General features: G+C 40.3%; 20 protein-coding genes, 1 pseudogene and 1 riboswitch. Of the genes and pseudogenes, 5 read left to right on the top strand and 16 right to left on the bottom strand.

The genetic code is table 11. The features are described from left to right. Window position 1: 1 nt before the first annotated feature. The gene (locus D5F11_RS06805) at window positions 2–418 is read right to left on the bottom strand and encodes a hypothetical protein (RefSeq protein ID WP_120115378.1); all 417 of its coding nucleotides are present in this window, start codon (window positions 416–418) and stop codon (window positions 2–4) included. Window positions 419–595: 177 nt separating this feature from the next. On the opposite strand from D5F11_RS06805, the gene D5F11_RS06800 reads away from it, so the two are divergent. Then, a complete protein-coding gene (locus D5F11_RS06800) occupies window positions 596–1,336 on the top strand; it encodes a response regulator transcription factor (RefSeq protein WP_120115379.1) in 741 nt (246 codons plus the stop codon). Between the two features lie 162 nt (window positions 1,337–1,498). On the opposite strand, the gene D5F11_RS06795 is transcribed toward D5F11_RS06800, so the two are convergent. Continuing rightward, complete coding sequence (locus D5F11_RS06795) at window positions 1,499–1,723, bottom strand: helix-turn-helix domain-containing protein (RefSeq protein ID WP_120075451.1); 225 nt, start codon at window positions 1,721–1,723, stop codon at window positions 1,499–1,501. Between the two features lie 345 nt (window positions 1,724–2,068). Continuing rightward, window positions 2,069–2,236: a hypothetical protein gene (locus D5F11_RS26075; protein ID WP_185830541.1), complete on the bottom strand. Its 168-nt coding sequence runs from the start codon at window positions 2,234–2,236 to the stop codon at window positions 2,069–2,071. A 224-nt stretch (window positions 2,237–2,460) separates the two neighbouring features. Here D5F11_RS26075 and D5F11_RS28020 point away from each other — a divergent pair. Next, window positions 2,461–2,559, top strand: a pseudogene (locus tag D5F11_RS28020) (hypothetical protein); the annotation flags it as partial. Window positions 2,560–2,590: 31 nt separating this feature from the next. On the opposite strand, the gene D5F11_RS06785 reads toward D5F11_RS28020, so the two are convergent. Then, window positions 2,591–2,773, bottom strand: a complete 183-nt coding sequence (locus tag D5F11_RS06785; protein WP_126646515.1) for a hypothetical protein — start codon at window positions 2,771–2,773, stop codon at window positions 2,591–2,593. Between the two features lie 270 nt (window positions 2,774–3,043). Here D5F11_RS06785 and D5F11_RS06780 point away from each other — a divergent pair, with 270 nt between their 5' ends. Both D5F11_RS06780 and D5F11_RS06775 read left to right on the top strand, forming a co-directional pair. After that, the gene (locus D5F11_RS06780; RefSeq protein ID WP_120115381.1) at window positions 3,044–3,250 is read left to right on the top strand and encodes a hypothetical protein; all 207 of its coding nucleotides are present in this window, start codon (window positions 3,044–3,046) and stop codon (window positions 3,248–3,250) included. 81 nt (window positions 3,251–3,331) lie between these two features. Next, entirely contained in the window at window positions 3,332–4,285 is a 954-nt protein-coding gene (locus D5F11_RS06775) for an exonuclease domain-containing protein (protein ID WP_120115382.1), read from the top strand. A 565-nt stretch (window positions 4,286–4,850) separates the two neighbouring features. Here D5F11_RS06775 and D5F11_RS26065 read toward each other — a convergent pair. The 10 genes from D5F11_RS26065 to D5F11_RS06740 all read right to left on the bottom strand — a co-directional run bounded on the left by D5F11_RS26065 (window position 4,851) and on the right by D5F11_RS06740 (window position 11,914). Continuing rightward, window positions 4,851–5,021 (bottom strand): hypothetical protein, encoded by a 171-nt coding sequence (locus tag D5F11_RS26065; protein WP_185830540.1) that lies wholly within the window; start codon window positions 5,019–5,021, stop codon window positions 4,851–4,853. Window positions 5,022–5,029: 8 nt separating this feature from the next. Further along, window positions 5,030–5,875 (bottom strand): protein-glutamine gamma-glutamyltransferase, encoded by an 846-nt coding sequence (locus D5F11_RS06770; RefSeq protein ID WP_120115383.1) that lies wholly within the window; start codon window positions 5,873–5,875, stop codon window positions 5,030–5,032. Between the two features lie 758 nt (window positions 5,876–6,633). Then, window positions 6,634–7,104 (bottom strand): inner membrane protein YiaA, encoded by a 471-nt coding sequence (yiaA, locus tag D5F11_RS06765; protein WP_120115384.1) that lies wholly within the window; start codon window positions 7,102–7,104, stop codon window positions 6,634–6,636. A 435-nt stretch (window positions 7,105–7,539) separates the two neighbouring features. Next, the gene (locus D5F11_RS06760) at window positions 7,540–7,752 is read right to left on the bottom strand and encodes a histidine kinase (RefSeq protein ID WP_120115385.1); all 213 of its coding nucleotides are present in this window, start codon (window positions 7,750–7,752) and stop codon (window positions 7,540–7,542) included. 24 nt (window positions 7,753–7,776) lie between these two features. Beyond that, window positions 7,777–7,911, bottom strand: coding sequence for a hypothetical protein (locus D5F11_RS27710; protein WP_280519807.1), 135 nt, complete (start codon window positions 7,909–7,911; stop codon window positions 7,777–7,779). Window positions 7,912–7,951: 40 nt separating this feature from the next. Further along, window positions 7,952–8,404, bottom strand: a complete 453-nt coding sequence (locus tag D5F11_RS06755) for an acyl-CoA thioesterase (protein ID WP_120115386.1) — start codon at window positions 8,402–8,404, stop codon at window positions 7,952–7,954. Between the two features lie 18 nt (window positions 8,405–8,422). Continuing rightward, a complete protein-coding gene (locus D5F11_RS26060) occupies window positions 8,423–8,575 on the bottom strand; it encodes a hypothetical protein (RefSeq protein ID WP_185830539.1) in 153 nt (50 codons plus the stop codon). Window positions 8,576–8,687: 112 nt separating this feature from the next. Beyond that, complete coding sequence (gene sdhB / locus D5F11_RS06750; protein ID WP_120115387.1) at window positions 8,688–9,455, bottom strand: succinate dehydrogenase iron-sulfur subunit; 768 nt, start codon at window positions 9,453–9,455, stop codon at window positions 8,688–8,690. A gap of 2 nt (window positions 9,456–9,457) precedes the next feature. Further along, window positions 9,458–11,218 (bottom strand): succinate dehydrogenase flavoprotein subunit, encoded by a 1,761-nt coding sequence (gene sdhA / locus D5F11_RS06745; protein WP_120115388.1) that lies wholly within the window; start codon window positions 11,216–11,218, stop codon window positions 9,458–9,460. Window positions 11,219–11,287: 69 nt separating this feature from the next. Beyond that, a complete protein-coding gene (locus D5F11_RS06740) occupies window positions 11,288–11,914 on the bottom strand; it encodes a succinate dehydrogenase cytochrome b558 subunit (protein ID WP_120115389.1) in 627 nt (208 codons plus the stop codon). A gap of 255 nt (window positions 11,915–12,169) precedes the next feature. Between D5F11_RS06740 and D5F11_RS06735 the strand changes: the two genes are divergently transcribed. Continuing rightward, window positions 12,170–12,631, top strand: a complete 462-nt coding sequence (locus D5F11_RS06735; RefSeq protein WP_120115390.1) for a YslB family protein — start codon at window positions 12,170–12,172, stop codon at window positions 12,629–12,631. 63 nt (window positions 12,632–12,694) lie between these two features. Here D5F11_RS06735 and D5F11_RS06730 read toward each other — a convergent pair whose 3' ends face one another. Further along, complete coding sequence (locus D5F11_RS06730) at window positions 12,695–13,927, bottom strand: aspartate kinase (protein ID WP_120115391.1); 1,233 nt, start codon at window positions 13,925–13,927, stop codon at window positions 12,695–12,697. Window positions 13,928–14,170: 243 nt separating this feature from the next. Beyond that, window positions 14,171–14,358: riboswitch (Lysine riboswitch) on the bottom strand. Window positions 14,359–14,400: 42 nt separating this feature from the next. Then, complete coding sequence (uvrC, locus tag D5F11_RS06725; protein ID WP_120115392.1) at window positions 14,401–16,173, bottom strand: excinuclease ABC subunit UvrC; 1,773 nt, start codon at window positions 16,171–16,173, stop codon at window positions 14,401–14,403. Between the last annotated feature and the right edge of the window lie 303 nt (window positions 16,174–16,476).

Below are 16,476 nucleotides of genomic sequence, written 5' to 3'. Positions count from 1 at the left end.
TTTAATTTAATTGAAGTGTTTTCTTGAAACTTATCAATGCATCAATGACAGAATCCGCGTTAATGATTTCGGCACCATTGATAGTGCTTCTTCCATGACTTATGTTCCATACAGGACGTGTACACTTGCCATTGCAAAAACCTCCTTCTCGTAATGGCTTTTCCCATTTCAAGGGGCATATTGGGCGAAATTTCCCCTGCATAATACAGGAAAAATCCGAAGAATGACCTCCAGCAACTTGAAATGGGGCCTCTGCGGGCATGATTTCCCAGCCAGGAAGCCAGGTATATATGTCAAGCTGGCTCTGCCGCCCTAGACTATCATGCCCGCCGCTCCAAATAAAGTGCAGCTTCCAGACTGCAGTAATTCCTCTAAAACCTGGTCCAATGAAAATGACATCATAGTGTTTAGCCGCCATTTGCTCTGCCCCTTTATGACAGATTATTAACTTCTATAAATTTATTATCTAAAACACATAGCAAAAATTGTATTACCCAAACAGACCATATTTATGGACTATTTGACTAAATAGAAAAATAATGTAATATATTGACCTGAGAAAGCCTTTACATTATGTAAAACAGGAGGTTACGTCATGAGTCAATTTTCTTTAAATGAAAAAAGTTATCAAAAAATACTTTCTTTTATGGATGATATAAAAGTAGAAGATAATAATTTTCGTAAAGAGGTCCTGCTTGCTTTTGAAAAGTTGTTCGGATTTCATAAAATGAACTTTTGGCTGTGCGACGAGCAAAATAACCTCTTTGACCCAGTTACTATCAATATTGATAAAGACATCACTAAAGATTATTTAGACAATTATTTGGAAGCAGATCCAGTACTTCCTCACAAACTAAAGCACATTATCCCTAAGCGTCGCGTAATTGGGCTTCTCGACCTTCCAAAAATAGAATATGAAAAAAATGAGTATTTCAATAGTTTTATGAAAAAATATGGAATTTACAACAACACGGCAATATTTTTAGTAAAGGACAGCCAAGTTGTTGGGTTAGTAGATATTTCTTCAAGAAACAAAAAGAAAATTAATGAAAATAAGGTCATGTGTCTTGAAATCATATCAAGATATTTAGCACAAAGATTCCATGAGCACTTGTTATTGAAAAAAACAGGAAATTTTTTCTTTGAAAATTCCTTGACACCAAGAGAGAGAGAAGTGTTACGCTATGTACAGAAGGGATTCTCAAATAAACAAATTGCCGACATGTTATTTATTAGCGTGAATACTGTAAAGAAACATGTGCAGAGCCTTTACGACAAGTTTGAGGTTAATAATCGTACGAGCCTCTGTTTTAAGGTGCATAATTTCGAAAACTGAATTAAAGAAAATATCCTTAATAGTTGAGACTAATTATAAACGAATCTAGATATAGCACAGAGACGATCGAACGGACACTTCTCAAGTTGACCATATTTCTTAAATTAATGTAAGCTTACTCCACAACAAAACCGGCCTCCATACGGACAGCCGGTTTTTCAGCTATAGCTTTAGTTCTCCCATGCGTAAAAGTTCAACTACAGCTTGAGAACGCCCCTTAACTCCAAGCTTTTGCATGGCGTTGGATATATGATTGCGAACTGTCTTCTCGCTTATGAACAGTTCGTTCGCGATTTCCTTTGTAGTTTTATCCTGAACTAATAGCTCAAATACTTCTTTTTCTCTTTTCGTGAGCAGCGGTTTATGAGTGAATTCGTTCTCCTTCAACTATTGTAACCCTCCTTGCCTTCGCCAGCTTCAACCGTGGGGATGGGTATTAACTTTGTCATCACCATCATATGTGAATCCAATAATGGGAGTGACATGGGAATGGCAAGAAAAACATAAATAGGCAATGATTCACTGCATTTTTCATGCTGATGCCTGTTCCATCAAACTTCCCATGGTTTTTATCTATAGGAAAAGCCTTCAAAAACAAGGTGGAGCACGAAATGTCCTTCATTCCATCATATGTATCCAAAGCCCCATTTGACATTAGTTTTACGCATTTGCGATCAAACACGCTCATCTTTATCCTCATTGGATTACCCGAGATAAAATAAAGTTTTTTAATTATTTTTGGTGACGTATATCAAATGCGCCTTGGCGTATTTGCGCCCAGATTTTATCGAGCTCCGCTCGATAAATTTCCTCTGAAAATCTGTGGCATCCGCCAAAGGCTTTAACTTTATTCAGCCGGGGTTTGAACCCCCACTGAATAGAATACCAATAAGCATTCATCTCACCACTTACAGAAGTGGGAGACTTCTGCTGAATGAAGTTAAAGTCTAACAAAAAAGAATATCAATTGAAGTTACTAATAGAAACAGTCATAATAGAGTATATAAAATAAGGCCTGGTGGCAGTTTTTTCGCGTCGGTTAAAGTAGCCCAGAGAAAGTGTCTTAGGGCTACGTAGCTGAAAAATCAAGTGTAGCGCGGACAACATATACAGCATACGAGAATGGCACTAAAATGCCGCCAATTGATACAGTAAATAAAATAACGAGTCTTTTTGAAATGTCAAAAACTATTTACTCGGAAGAACTGATAATAATCAAATAAATTATAAAGTGAATGTGGGCTGGGCAAGAAGTTATTTTTTCTTCAGAGGAAAGCTTTTGAAAAAATCAAATGCGCCTTGGCGTATTTGCGCCCAGATTTTATCGAGCTCCGCTTGATAAATTTCCTCTGAAAATCTGTTGCATCCGCCGAAGGCTTTAGCTTTATTCAGCCGGAGTTTGAACCCCCACTGAATGGAATACCAATAGGCATTCATCTCACCACTTATAAAAGTGGGAGACTTCTGCTGAATGAAGTTAAGGAACCCCCCTGCGGTGTTCCATGATTTGGCGTCAAATCCGGAGAAAAAGGTTAAAGAGCTGATAAAGTTGTATAACATGAGGATAACGAGGAATATGGTGATGGATTTGATGAATTGGATGATTAACCAAAAGCGTTGCAATTACTACAGGGAAAGATGATTCCCTTGGAAAATAAGCTAGACTTAATTCTATAAAAACTAGAAGCGTTAGACGAGGTAAAAGAAATGGCATTGGCCTTACGTGATCGTCAGCAAGAATCAGATGCAAAATTAGAAAACCTTTCTTTTAATGTCCATAAGCTGCATGGTGACATCGTTTCTATAAAGGACACAGTCACAGATATTAAAGGTGAAATTGAATTCACTTATGAAAAAACATCGAAAAACGAATTAGAAATTTTCAAGCCAAAAAGAGAACATACAGAGGGTTGAGCACGATCGAAAAAAGGTCGTGTTTATTTGTATATAATCGCTAGGTAAATTTCACTAGAAAAATAGGAGGATGATGAAAAAATGGATTTTATAGCTATTGATTTTGAGATCGCAAACAATAAGCTGGATAGTGCATGCTCATTAGGGATCGTATTTGTTCAGGAGAAGAAGATTATTGACGAAAAGTACTTTTTAATTCAACCTCCCACTTTAGTAATGGATCCGGACTTTTCCAAAGTGCATGGTATTAATTTGGTAGATATTAAAGATGCCCCTAAATTTGATAAGGTTTGGAACGAAATTTCATATTATTTCAACAAGGAAAATTACGTGATTGCACATAATGCTCAATTCGATATGAGTGTACTCAAAAATTGCCTGACCACATATTCCTTTGAGTTGCCAGAATTCAACTATATATGTAGTATCCCTATTAGTACTAGAGCTTGCAGAGGAGAAGGAATCGGTAATTCCTTAAAAGAGAGAACTAAAAGGTTCGGAATAACATTAAATGGTCACCATAACGCTCTTTCCGATGCTAGGGCATGTGCAGAGCTTGTAATTAAATCCATTGAAACAAAAAGAAGAAGATCAATTCATACATATTTGAGTACTTTTCCCTCCATCCCTGTAAGAAGTTTTACAGAATTAAAGGCTAATTCCACCTTTCGGCAAGGGAAAGGTAATTTTAAAAAGATAAAAGTTACGGATATTACTGCAACCACCGAAAGCTTTGACGCCAATCATCCGTTATACAATAAAAATATCGTTTTTACTGGAGAGCTTAAGGCTTTTGATCGAAGAGATGCGATGCAAACAGTTGTTAACCTTGGTGGAAAAATTAAAAGTGGGGTAAGTGGAACGACTGATTATCTTGTCGTTGGTAAACAAGATAACAAGGTTGTTGGCGAAAGTGGGATGAGTTCCAAGGAACGTAAAGCCTATGAATTTATTGAAAAAGGGAAAGACTTAAAAATCCTTAACGAGGAAGAGTTTAAATTAATAATAGGTGAACATTCTAGTGTAAATTCCTAAACAGTGTACATATCATTTAAGAATTACCTGTTGATTTGTCATCTCCAATCACCCGGGATGTCGTCGTCAAAATCGGCCGTATGAAACATCCTCTCCGTTTGATAGAAATCGTGGACAGTGAGGAGAAACAACATTTCCATTGTGTGCAGCGATGCAAAAATTAACGCACAGGAAATCAGCGACCTCTACCCGAAAGCCGATTGCACTGTTTTTCAAGTAAGTAAATCTTGAAAAAGCTGTATGGAAAAAACAAGAATACCATTTACAACCAAATCTACATAGCCTTGATCAGTGTTACCGATGTGTGGAATATGGGATATAAAGGCGCTTTACTGGAAATGTTGAACTGGGTCAGTAATCTGTAAATATGCTGATTCTTTACAACTATTGTTCATCAATCAGTTCCTCCCATCATAGTGGGTAATCGCAAAAAAAAAGACCCATCCAAACCGGAAAGCTCCTACAAAGGAAAAATAACTGGCTGCTGCCGTCCGCTTAATCTTAAAGCCACATTGGGATTTGTCGTCTGATTTGAGCATTTTCATGGGGATAAAGTTTATATTGTTCATCTGATTATAAACCTTATATCAAATGCGCCTTGGCGTATTTGCGCCCAGATTTTATCGAGCTCCGCTCGATAAATTTCCTCTGAAAATCTGTTGCATCCGCCGGGGGCTTTAGCTTTATTCAGACGGAGTTTGAACCCCCACTGAATGGAATACCAATAGGCATTCATCTCACCACTTATAGAAGTGGGAGACTTCTGCTGAATGAAGTTAAATAGTATAGGTATCGATCATATGAAATTGAAGTTTCGTTATGGAAGATTATGATATGCCGATTATAACCGCGTGGCATCATCGAATATTTTGCCAAATGTTGAAACGCTGGTCTTGTGGCTAAATTTTCCAGATAGACTGATTGATTACTCCCCGGCCTCCTAGTCTTATTTAGAGCTTGGATCATTTGGTTAGCGTTCCTTATTCCCACTCCATGTCCAAAATATGTGCCATCATCGAGAACAACGGCATTTTCTCCTCTCCACCAAGGGGTTTCTGGATTAAAATCTGGATTATTAAAGTAGACGACATCTCCGGGTAAGAAATGACTCGTTTTAACGTTGTGTATTCCGAGGTCAGGATCAGAATGCCAGCTATATAAATAGAGGTTTTGGAATAATTGATTAAATAAATGTTCATCAATACTATTTAGAACAGCATGGTAATAGATAATCATCATTGCAGTAGCACATTCAAACGCATATAGTGAACTATTTTTGTAAATGTCTCGAATCGCATCAGATGGTTTTACACCATACCTTAACTGGAATCCGCCGACACTTGTCAATAGCCAATATTGGGGATTACAACGAGACTTTGCAAAGATTGCAAAATCTGAATGGCCTTGATTCATGGATCTTGCACTTACTATGATGTTTTTTCGCAACTTGAGTTCAAACGATAATTCATCCATGGATTGATACCTATAAACGATTGGATCTTCATGCATTCGTTGAATGATTACACTTTCAATACTATCAGATGGCCACATGCCACTTTGTTGAAATTGTACCCCTGCCAGTCGTATCAACAATCCTTCACTCCAATCTAAATATCATTTGTAGTATTTCTAGCCTATTCAACCTTTTTTTGAATGTGTATTTCTATAACCGGATAACTACAGGCGGGTTGAAGTTGCCCGGCATAAATTTGAGCATCGAAAGCTTTCCTGTCTCCGATAGGTGTAATTTCAAGAAAAATATATACCAAAATTCTTCAAGAACTTTAGCAGAATCAAAGAATTAGAGAAGAAAATAAAAACTATACGGGCAAATCTATAAAAGTGATATATGGATATGCAATAGACAAGAATATTGAAGCTGTCTAACATGTCATTCTGTTGCACGATCTATTACTTTAGTAAAAACAACAGTCAGGAGCTCCTCACAGCTCCTGACTGATTTCTCTTTGCAAAGGGTATGTATCTCGTTGTATATATGATTGCGAACTGCTTCTCGCTTATGAACAGTTCGTTCGTGATTTCCTCTTTGTAGTTTTATCCTGTACTAATAGCTCAAATACTTCTTTTATCTTTTCGTGAGCAGCTGTTTATGAATGAATCCGTTCTCCTTCGCCAGCTTTAAGCGTGGGGATGACCATCATATTGTATTCAATTACCCATTTGACATTAGCTTCACACATTTACGATTAATTAAAAAACAAGCTCATCCCTGTCCTCATTGGAAGACAGGGATGAACTAAAATTCTTTATTTTCTGGTGACGCATTCAAAGTCTAATGGAGCTTTCCATAAAGCTTCCATTTTTCTAAGAAACTCTCCTATTAATGATCAATCTCTTTCTCTCGCCCTATTTGTATCTCTAATATTCTTCTGAACTGTTATAGCAGCAAATATGCTGAGAACGAATGCCATGCCATAAAATCCTTTTTCGCTTAAAACAATACTTCCCGCATTGTATAAACCAATCGCCATTAATAAAATTGATACAATTAGTGCAAACCAACTAATGCCATAATAAATACCAGTGACTGGTATTCCTTCATCTTTATCTCTTACTGCTTTTTGTAAAGATACGGCTGAGTAAAGTCCGAATATTAGAACTGCAAAGTAATATCCTTTTTCATTCAACTGCATTGCCGCATTATACAATCCTATAAGATAAGCTACAACACCCACAAACAGCGCTGCCCAGGCAGCTCCTTTGAAAGCTGAGGTTGGTTCCCCTTCTTTTCTTTCTACTTTGATTTTTGGGTGCTTTTCTTTCTCCTTATCTAATACAATTTCATTATCATTAGACATTGCTATTCACCTCCATTTTTCATCGAATAATTCATCATTAGCGCCTTCCTAAATTTATTATATAGAAATCTCTTCCAATTAGTCGATCATTTTTTGAGATTACTTGCTTAAATTAGAATGTTCTTAAGTGCATATTTTCACAAAGATTATGTACTATTTTTGATCAATGATTTTGCATACCGCGAAAATCCCCTAACTGAGCATAAAATAAATCAGCCAAGAGTTCCCTTGCCACTTAGCTGATTACTATTTTGAATGGTGTATTGATGGAGAATCGACTCCGCTCATATAGCCCATTTATTTACGGTTTCTTTTGTTCAATTCCTTCTTCTTACTTTTATGAAATTCATTCTTTTTCAATTATCGTTGCCTTTCCCTTTCCCACAGCCTTATTGCCACACCATGCATGCAGCATTTTGTGTGAAAACATTCACTTCATTTTTTTCTTTTTTCATCAGTGGAATTAAACTTATCTGTATCATTCGTAAATAGAAAATAAGAAATAACTCCAGAGACGAGGGCAGCACCAATGGCAAGATATGTCCGCATATTCAATTCTATGTCGGTATAATATTTATTCAACCACCAACTCGCCATTAAATATACTATAATGGCGATTGGTAAAGGAAACAGTACGAGTCTTTTCATATTTCAACTTCCTTTTTTTAAAAATTATATTTGCGCCCAGATTTTATCGAGCTCCGCTCGATAAATTTCCTCTGAAAATCTGTAGCATCCGCCGGAGGCTTTAACTTTATTCAGCCGGGGTTTGAACCCCCACTGAATGGAATACCAATAGGCATTCATCTCACCACTTACTGAAGTGGGAGACTTCTGCTGAATGAAGTTAAACTTTCGACATCAGTCGCTCTTTAAATTCTTCCGACCAAGGAACGCTTTTCCCGGTTGCTTTGGAAACTTGGACGATCACTCCCCTGCCGGTAAAACAGAGAGTTCCATCCTCCCGCACCGCCATATAATGAAGGTCTACAGAGGAGGTTCCTATTTTTTTGACCTTTACAAAAACCTTCAACTGTTCGTCAAAATACACCTGCGACAAAAAATCACATTGCAAATCTGCCACAACTGGCATCGTTTCCTGGGAGGACTCCACCCATTTCTGCATCAATCCCGTCTTTTTAAAGAAACCTATACGCGCTTGCTCAAAATAGACTGGTGGCACTGTGTTATTCAGGTGTCCGAACATATCGGTTTCTGAAAAGCGAACTTTCACTTCCTGGTAAAATGAAAAATTGCTTTTCCATTGTTCCAGGCTTTCTATGTATGAAATTCGGGACATATCCCCATCTTCCTCCCTTTAATCAAATGCGCCTTGGCGTATTTGCGCCCAGATTTTATCGAGCTCCGCTCGATAAATTTCCTCTGAAAATCTGTTGCATCCGCCGGAGGCTTTGACTTTATTCAGCCGGGGTTTGAATCCCCACTGAACGGAATACCAATATGCATTCATCTCACCACTTATAGAAGTGGGAGATTTCTGCTGAATGAAGTTAAAAAACAGCAGCTGCCTCAATGTGGACAGCTGCTGTTTTATGTGTAAACAAGCAAGATAGTATTTAGAATTAATCCACCATGTGGTCGCTTCCGAAGAATTTCTTAAACATTTGTATGCTTGTAGCACGGTTCATCGCAGCAATCGACGTTGTCAACGGAATTCCTTTGGGACAAACTTGAACACAGTTTTGGGAGTTACCACAACCAGTAATTCCTCCATCTCCCATAAGTGCTTCAAGACGTTCGTCCTTGTTCATTGCTCCAGTTGGATGCGTGTTATACAGACGAGGCAATGAAAGGAATGCAGGTCCGATGAAATCAGATTTGCTGTTAACATTCGGACAAGCTTCCAAACATACGCCACATGTCATACATTTTGAAAGCTCATACGCCCATTGGCGTTTTCTTTCTGGCATGCGCGGACCAGGTCCGAGATCGTACGTACCATCGATTGGAATCCAGGCTTTGATCCGTTTCAAAGAATCAAACATTCTGCTTCTATCGATGAGCAAGTCGCGGACAACCGGGAAAGTATCCATAGGCTGTAAGCGAATCGGCTGCTCAAGCTTGTCAATCAAAGCCGTACAAGATTGACGCGGCTTGCCATTGATTTTCATAGAACATGCTCCACAAACCTCTTCAAGACAGTTCATATCCCATGCGACCGGTGTAGTTTTTTCCCCTTTGGCATTTACCGGATTACGGCGAATTTCCATCAACGCCGAAATGACATTCATGTTCGGGCGGTAATTCAGTTTGAATTCTTCTTCGTATGGCTGGGAATCAGGATGATCTTGTCGAGTGATAATAAAAGTGACAGTTTTGTTTTCGCTCATCCTTATTTCTCCTCTTTCTTCTTAGTATAGTCCCTTTTACGAGGCTTAATAAGGGATACATCTACATCCGCGTAGCTGAATTCCGGCTGGTTTTTAGCAGGGTTGAAATCAGCCATAGTTGTTTTCAGCCATTCTGAGTCATTACGATCAGGGAATTCAGGCTTATAGTGAGCACCGCGGCTTTCATTACGGTTCAAAGCACCGATTGTGATGACACGCCCAAGCTGCATCATATTCCACAACTGTCTTGTGAACATAGCACCCTGATTACTCCAGCTGGCTGTATCGTTGATATTGATGTTTTTCCAGCGTTCCATCAACTCAAGAATTTTATCGTCGGTTGCTTTCAAGTTTTTATTTTCACGAACAACAGTTACGTTGTTTGTCATCCATTCGCCAAGCTCTTTATGGAGTACATAAGCATTTTCTGTTCCATCAAGAGATGTGATATCCGCCCATTTTTCTTCTTCTTTTTTAGTTGCTGCATCAAATAATGAAGAAGGAAGATCTTCAACACTCTTCTCTAGTCCATTTACATATTTAACAGCTTCAGGGCCCGCTACCATTCCTCCATAAATCGCTGAAAGCAATGAGTTTGCACCTAAGCGGTTCGCTCCGTGTTGTGAATAATCACATTCACCTGCTGCAAATAAACCTTTGATGTTTGTATGTTGTTCATAATCAACCCATAAACCGCCCATTGAGTAGTGGACTGCTGGGAAGATTTTCATTGGAACTTTTCGAGGGTCATCTCCAGTAAACTTCTCATAGATTTCGATGATTCCGCCAAGTTTAATATCCAGTTCTTTTGGATCTTTGTGGGAAAGATCAAGGTAAACCATGTTTTCCCCGTTTACTCCAAGTTTCATATCTACGCAGACATGGAAAATTTCCCGTGTAGCAATGTCACGCGGTACGAGGTTTCCATATGCCGGATATTTTTCTTCAAGGAAATACCAAGGTTTTCCATCCTTATACGTCCAAACTCGTCCACCTTCACCACGTGCTGACTCACTCATCAGACGAAGCTTGTCATCACCAGGGATAGCAGTCGGGTGAATTTGGATGAATTCACCATTCGAATAGGTAGCACCCTGCTGGTAGACGATGGAAGCCGCTGATCCAGTATTGATAACAGAGTTAGTCGACTTACCAAAGATAATTCCAGGTCCGCCAGTCGCCATAATAACAGCATCTGCAGGGAATGATTGGATTTCCATTGTATTCAGGTTTTGGGCTACGATTCCTTGACATTCTCCATTATCGTCTTGGATGATACCCAGGAAATCCCAGCCTTCATATTTGTTAACAAGTCCAGCCACTTCATGGCGGCGAACCTGCTCATCAAGAGCATATAACAGCTGCTGGCCTGTTGTAGCACCCGCAAAAGCTGTACGGTGATGCTGAGTACCACCGAAACGTCGGAAGTCAAGCAAGCCTTCCGGTGTCCTGTTGAACATAACGCCCATTCTGTCCAAAAGATTGATTATAGAAGGAGCTGCCTCGCACATCGCCTTAACTGGCGGCTGGTTGGCCAAAAAGTCTCCACCGTATACTGTATCGTCAAAATGGATCAAAGGCGAGTCGCCTTCACCCTTTGTGTTAACCGCACCGTTGATACCGCCCTGCGCACAGACAGAGTGGGATCTCTTTACGGGTACAAGGGAGAAAAGATCCACCGAATTTCCTTCTTCTGCAATTTTAATAGTTGCCATCAGGCCGGCTAATCCACCGCCGACGACAATGATTTTGCCCTTGCTCATCGAAAGGTTACACTCCTTTTCATACATCTAATTGTGTCGTCTTCCCGCAACAAAGTCATTTTGGGTCCATCATACAAACCATTGTGGATAGGCAAAAGCAAGAGCCGCACGAATTCCGACAGTAGAAATAATCACAAAGACAATTCCCATTACCCAAGAAGAGATGTATTGGGCTCTTGGTGATTGTGTAATGCCCCATTTTACCAGGAATCCCCATAGGCCATTTGACAAGTGGAATGTAGCGGACAAAACCCCAAGAATATAGATGATCAACATGACCGGGTTAGACAGAATATCCGACATCATTTGGAAGTCCACTTCTGCACCAAGTGCTTTTTGGATGCGTGTTTCCCACACATGCCAAGCAATAAAGAACAATAAGATAATTCCGGTTATTCTCTGCAAGGCGAACATCCAGTTACGAAAAAAGCTCAATCTCACCGGATTATTCTTCGCTGTAAATGCGATATAAATCCCTAAAATGGCGTGAAACACTAATGGTATGTAGATAACAACAAACTCCAGGATGATGATAAAAGGAAAATCACCTATAAATCCTGCCGCATTGTTGAACGCCTCTTCGCCAAGCGTAGCGAAATGGTTGATGATCAAGTGTTGCACTAAAAAGACCCCTACTGGAATTACCCCAAGTAATGAGTGCAACCTGCGCCAATAAAACTCATTTTTTCCTGCCACGATTTACCCCCCTTAGTAATTAAGCGTCTGCTCCTTTGACAGTTTTTGTCCGATTGGGCATGTCGAACAACATAAATGTTTGTAACAAAGTTGTGACCATATTTCATTCTACTCCCCTCGCCCTGCCTCGTCAAGATAAGGGGATTCTTAATTTATTCTAAATTGAATAAAGAATCCAATTCGTAATAAGTTTCCTGCCCACTTACACTTTGCTTTCGTTTATAATATACTCATATTTGAAAGTGAGGAATTATAGTGAAATCATTATCCAAACATGAAGCCCCTCCCTTGGAAAACAAAGAACAGTCAGTAGTGCCCGTTTTTGCGTATGAATTGTTAAGAGACATACTCATTCCCGAGCTGCTCGGCGGCGATACTCATGAAATTTCCTATTGGGCGGGAAAGCATATTGCTCGGAGATTTCCGCTTCTATCAGTGGACGAAGCCATAGAGTTCTTCAAGGAAGCTGGCTGGGGACACCTACATATAGTCCATGAAAAGAAAAACGAATTCCGTCTGGAATTAAGTGGTGACATTGTCGAGAGACGTCTTGTCATGGGGTCAGACCCCAGTTTCCGCCTTGAAGCAGGATTTCTTGCCGAGCAGGTGCAATCCATGAAACAAGCGACAGCCGAGGCTTTCGAAGAAGTCAATAAAAAACAAGGTAAAGTGACTTTTGTCGTCCGCTGGGATCATAAAGCCATACTGACAGATTAAACAAATGATGAGTATGTCTCGCTGCATAAGCAGAGCCTGCCTCTAATTAGGCAGGCTGTTCTTTTATTTTGAGGCCGTTTCTTCAAGTGCACCTAATTCAAAGGCATCATGCAAATGCTGAGCAGCCGGTTTCATTTGCTCGGCATCCACAAGTACTGACACTTTGATTTCAGATGTGCTGACCATTTTTGATTGGATTCCATTGTCCGCCAATACAGCAAACATTTTCGCTGCCACCCCAGGATTGGAAACCATTCCTGATCCAACAATGGACACTTTGGAAAGACCGGTCTCACATTCAATATGATCAAATCCGATTGCCTCTTTTTCTTTTTCCAATACTTCAACCGCTTCCTGGCGGTCTTTATCTTTGATCGAAAATGATAAGTTCGTCTCGTTATCTGTTTGACTTTGAATAATAATATCCACATCAATCTGATTGGCAGCCAGGGTGGAGAAAACAGACGGAAGTCCGGTTATTTCATCTTTCAACCCAAATACTGTCATTCTTGTAATGTTATCTTCAAATGCTACACCACGTACAATCAAATTCTTTTCCATGGAAGCTTCCTCCTCAATTACTGTACCTTTTTCACTTTCACTACTTGATCTTACTTCTAGTGAGACGGAGTGATTTTTTGCAAACTCAACAGCACGTGGGTGGAGTACACCCGCGCCAAGATTCGCTAGCTCGAGCATTTCATCATAGGAAATGGATGCTAGCTTGCGCGCCTTCGGAACGTAGCGTGGATCGGATGTGAAGACTCCGGTTACATCTGTGCAGATGGAGCAGCGTTCGGCTTTGAGCGCAGCTGCAAGGGCTACCGCAGTCGTGTCTGACCCACCTCTACCGAGAGTAGTGATTTCTCCGTCTTCCGTTACACCTTGGAAGCCGGCCGCTACGATTATTTTTCCCTCTTGTAAAATTTTCTCTATATGATCCGCTTTAACATCAACAATTCTTGCATTATTATGCACTTTTTCCGTGATGATCCCTGCCTGCCAGCCGGTCAAAGAAACAGCTTCAGCTCCCATTTCTGTCAAAGCCATCGACAATAGTGAAATGGATACTTGTTCCCCAGTGGTAAGCAGCATGTCCATTTCCCGCTTGGCTGGACGAGCTGTAATTTCCCCAGCCAGAGTCAATAGCTGGTCAGTCGTTTTGCCCATTGCCGAAACAACAGCCACGACATTTTTTCCATTTTCCTTTTCTGCAATGATCATTCTTGCAGCATTTTTGATTTTATCGGTTGTGCTAAGTGACGAGCCCCCGAATTTGATGACTACGGTACCCATAATCTACCTTCTTTCTTTAATAATTAAGATAAGCGCAAACGCCTGTCTATTGGAGCCGATGTTGGCTTATCGCAAGAGAGGACGCGAAGTCTGCTAATCGATAGGCGCTAGAGCTAGACATTACTCATAGACTTTGAAAGGAAAGTTCTGGTTACCTTTATACTTTCCTTAGCATAAAAAAAAGCAATGAGAGTCTCCTCTCATTGCTTGTGAGTCACAGTAAATAAAAGTGAAAAAGCCACAACATGAGATAGCCCTCCAGTATGAACCAGTTCATACTGACAATTCTGCATTTATTCAATAACAGAACCAGTAAAAATAATCATGGGGCTTATTTTTACTTCGGCAATCCTTCCCTTTCATAAACCCTTCCTCGAAGCCCACGCTTCTCCAGATTACTACTCTTTAAGGTTTGCGCCTCTATCAATTTATTGATTTCGACTCATTATAGCACGCAGTTTGTTCATATTCAACTATTCTTTCAATTTTTCAATCAAACTGACTGCGATGGGCATTGGGATGCCCAGTTTGGTTATTTCTTCAATATCTGCTTCTTTCATTTTCTTCAATGAGCCAAAATGCTTAAGAAGCTTCTGCTTCCTTGCCGGCCCGATGCCAGATATCTCGTCCAAGATCGACTGGAATGCGGATTTCCCTCTCTGTTGGCGATGAAATGTGATGGCAAAGCGATGGACTTCATCCTGAACTCTTTGCATCAAATAAAACTCCTGGCTGTTCCTTGCCAACGGAACGACAGCCAGTGGATCTCCAAACAAAAGCTGAGAAGTTTTATGTTTTTCATCCTTTGCCAATCCTGCCACAGGAATTTCCAAGCCAAGCTCCTGCTCCAATATGTCCTTAGCCGCTTCAACCTGCCCTTTTCCCCCATCAATAAGAATCAGATCCGGCAGCGGAAGACCATCTTTTAACACCCTGGAATACCTTCTTCTGACGACTTCCCTCATTGACTCATAGTCATCGGGTCCTTCCACCGTCTTGATTTTATATTTGCGATATTCCTTCCTATCCGGCTTTCCATTTATAAAAACAACCATAGCTGATACCGGATCAGCCCCTTGGATATTGGAGTTGTCAAAAGCTTCAATCCGATACGGAGTATAAATGCCCATCGCTTCCCCAAGCTTCTCAACCGCACGGATTGTTCTCTCTTCGTCCCTTTCAATTAGGGCAAATTTATCGTGAAGGGAAACCTTCGCATTTTTTTCGGCCAACTGAACCAGATCCTTCTTTTGTCCCCTTTTCGGTATCAGGATTTTTGTCTGAACCAGCTGCTCCGCCATGGATGCATCAACGGAATCGGGCAAAAGGATCTCTTTTGGCTTGAAATGCTGAGGTTGGAGGTAAAATTGGCCTAAAAAAGTAAGAAACTCTTCTTCTTGATCTCCGTAGACCGGGAATAAAGATACATCCCGTTCAATCAATTTTCCCTGACGGATAAAGAACACCTGTACACACATCCATCCTTTATCGATTGCATATCCAAACACATCCCGATTGATAAAATCCGAAGAAATGATCGTCTGTTTTTCCATTGTTGTTTCAATATTGCTGATTTGGTCCCGATATTCTTTCGCCCGCTCAAATTCAAGTTGGTCGGCAGCTTCGATCATTTTGTTCTGTAATTCTTTTTTGATCGTCTTATATCCCCCGTTTAAGAATCTCGTAATTTCATCCGTAATCTGCTTGTACGTTTCCTGGCTGACTTCATTGACACACGGTGCATGACATTGGCCGAGATGATAATACAAACAGACTCTATCAGGAAGCGACTGACATTTTCTAAGGGGGTACAACCGATCAAGCAGCTTTTTCGTTTCATGGGCCGCCTGTGCGTTTGGATACGGGCCGAAATACTTTGCTTTGTCTTTCTTCACCTTACGTGTGATGATCAGTCTTGGATGACGCTCATTCGTCAATTTAATATATGGGTAGCTCTTATCGTCTTTGAGCAAGACGTTATACTTTGGAGAGTGTTTTTTAATCAGATTCATTTCTAAGATAAGTGCTTCAACATTAGAAGAAGTAACGATATATTCAAAGTCCTGGATCTCAGAGACGAGCCGCTGCGTTTTGGTGTCATGAGACCCTGTAAAATAGGACCGCACTCGATTTTTTAACTTCTTTGCTTTCCCCACATAAATGATGGTACCCTGTCTGTCCTTCATTAAATAACATCCAGGTTGATCAGGTAAAATTTCCAATTTATGTTTTATTAAATGATTCAAGGAAGTGACCTCCCAAAATGAAATGCACAAACGCTTTGAATCAGCATAGACAAGACAAAATGCAGGGCAGAAGCTTTACCACCACAACCATTTGTCTTGAGGCTTTCACAATAGCACTTGGCTGATTTTAAAAACTCCACGTCCTGTGACGCAGGCAGGCTAAGACGCGATTCGGTGGCACTAGGTCTTCCAGTGTCTCGCCGCTTCCAAGCCCAAGGCCTGTGGCATTGATAAAACTGGGACGTCATGCCCTTCGAAGCTGGACAAAGCCGATATTTTTTCCATAATTAATACTCATCATAG

This window comes from Siminovitchia terrae, from assembly GCF_003605405.2.
GTDB lineage: Bacteria > Bacillota > Bacilli > Bacillales > Bacillaceae_C > Siminovitchia > Siminovitchia terrae.
The sequence above is the reverse complement of the archived record's forward strand: the minus strand, read 5'-3'. Positions and strand labels throughout refer to the sequence as shown.

Coding starts and splice junctions, on each gene's coding strand:
- D5F11_RS06755 (WP_120115386.1), bottom strand. CDS start 8,404: ATGTCCCGAATTTCATACATAGAAAGCCTGGAACAATGGAAAAGCAAT.
- yiaA (WP_120115384.1), bottom strand. CDS start 7,104: ATGTCTAATGATAATGAAATTGTATTAGATAAGGAGAAAGAAAAGCAC.
- D5F11_RS06805 (WP_120115378.1), bottom strand. CDS start 418: ATGGCGGCTAAACACTATGATGTCATTTTCATTGGACCAGGTTTTAGA.
- D5F11_RS27710 (WP_280519807.1), bottom strand. CDS start 7,911: ATGAATGCCTATTGGTATTCCATTCAGTGGGGGTTCAAACCCCGGCTG.
- D5F11_RS06785 (WP_126646515.1), bottom strand. CDS start 2,773: ATGAATGCCTATTGGTATTCCATTCAGTGGGGGTTCAAACTCCGGCTG.
- D5F11_RS06760 (WP_120115385.1), bottom strand. CDS start 7,752: ATGAAAAGACTCGTACTGTTTCCTTTACCAATCGCCATTATAGTATAT.
- D5F11_RS06730 (WP_120115391.1), bottom strand. CDS start 13,927: ATGGGTACCGTAGTCATCAAATTCGGGGGCTCGTCACTTAGCACAACC.
- D5F11_RS06780 (WP_120115381.1), top strand. CDS start 3,044: ATGGCATTGGCCTTACGTGATCGTCAGCAAGAATCAGATGCAAAATTA.
- sdhB (WP_120115387.1), bottom strand. CDS start 9,455: ATGAGCGAAAACAAAACTGTCACTTTTATTATCACTCGACAAGATCAT.
- D5F11_RS06800 (WP_120115379.1), top strand. CDS start 596: ATGAGTCAATTTTCTTTAAATGAAAAAAGTTATCAAAAAATACTTTCT.
- D5F11_RS26075 (WP_185830541.1), bottom strand. CDS start 2,236: ATGAATGCTTATTGGTATTCTATTCAGTGGGGGTTCAAACCCCGGCTG.
- D5F11_RS26060 (WP_185830539.1), bottom strand. CDS start 8,575: ATGAATGCATATTGGTATTCCGTTCAGTGGGGATTCAAACCCCGGCTG.
- sdhA (WP_120115388.1), bottom strand. CDS start 11,218: ATGAGCAAGGGCAAAATCATTGTCGTCGGCGGTGGATTAGCCGGCCTG.
- D5F11_RS06775 (WP_120115382.1), top strand. CDS start 3,332: ATGGATTTTATAGCTATTGATTTTGAGATCGCAAACAATAAGCTGGAT.
- D5F11_RS26065 (WP_185830540.1), bottom strand. CDS start 5,021: ATGAATGCCTATTGGTATTCCATTCAGTGGGGGTTCAAACTCCGTCTG.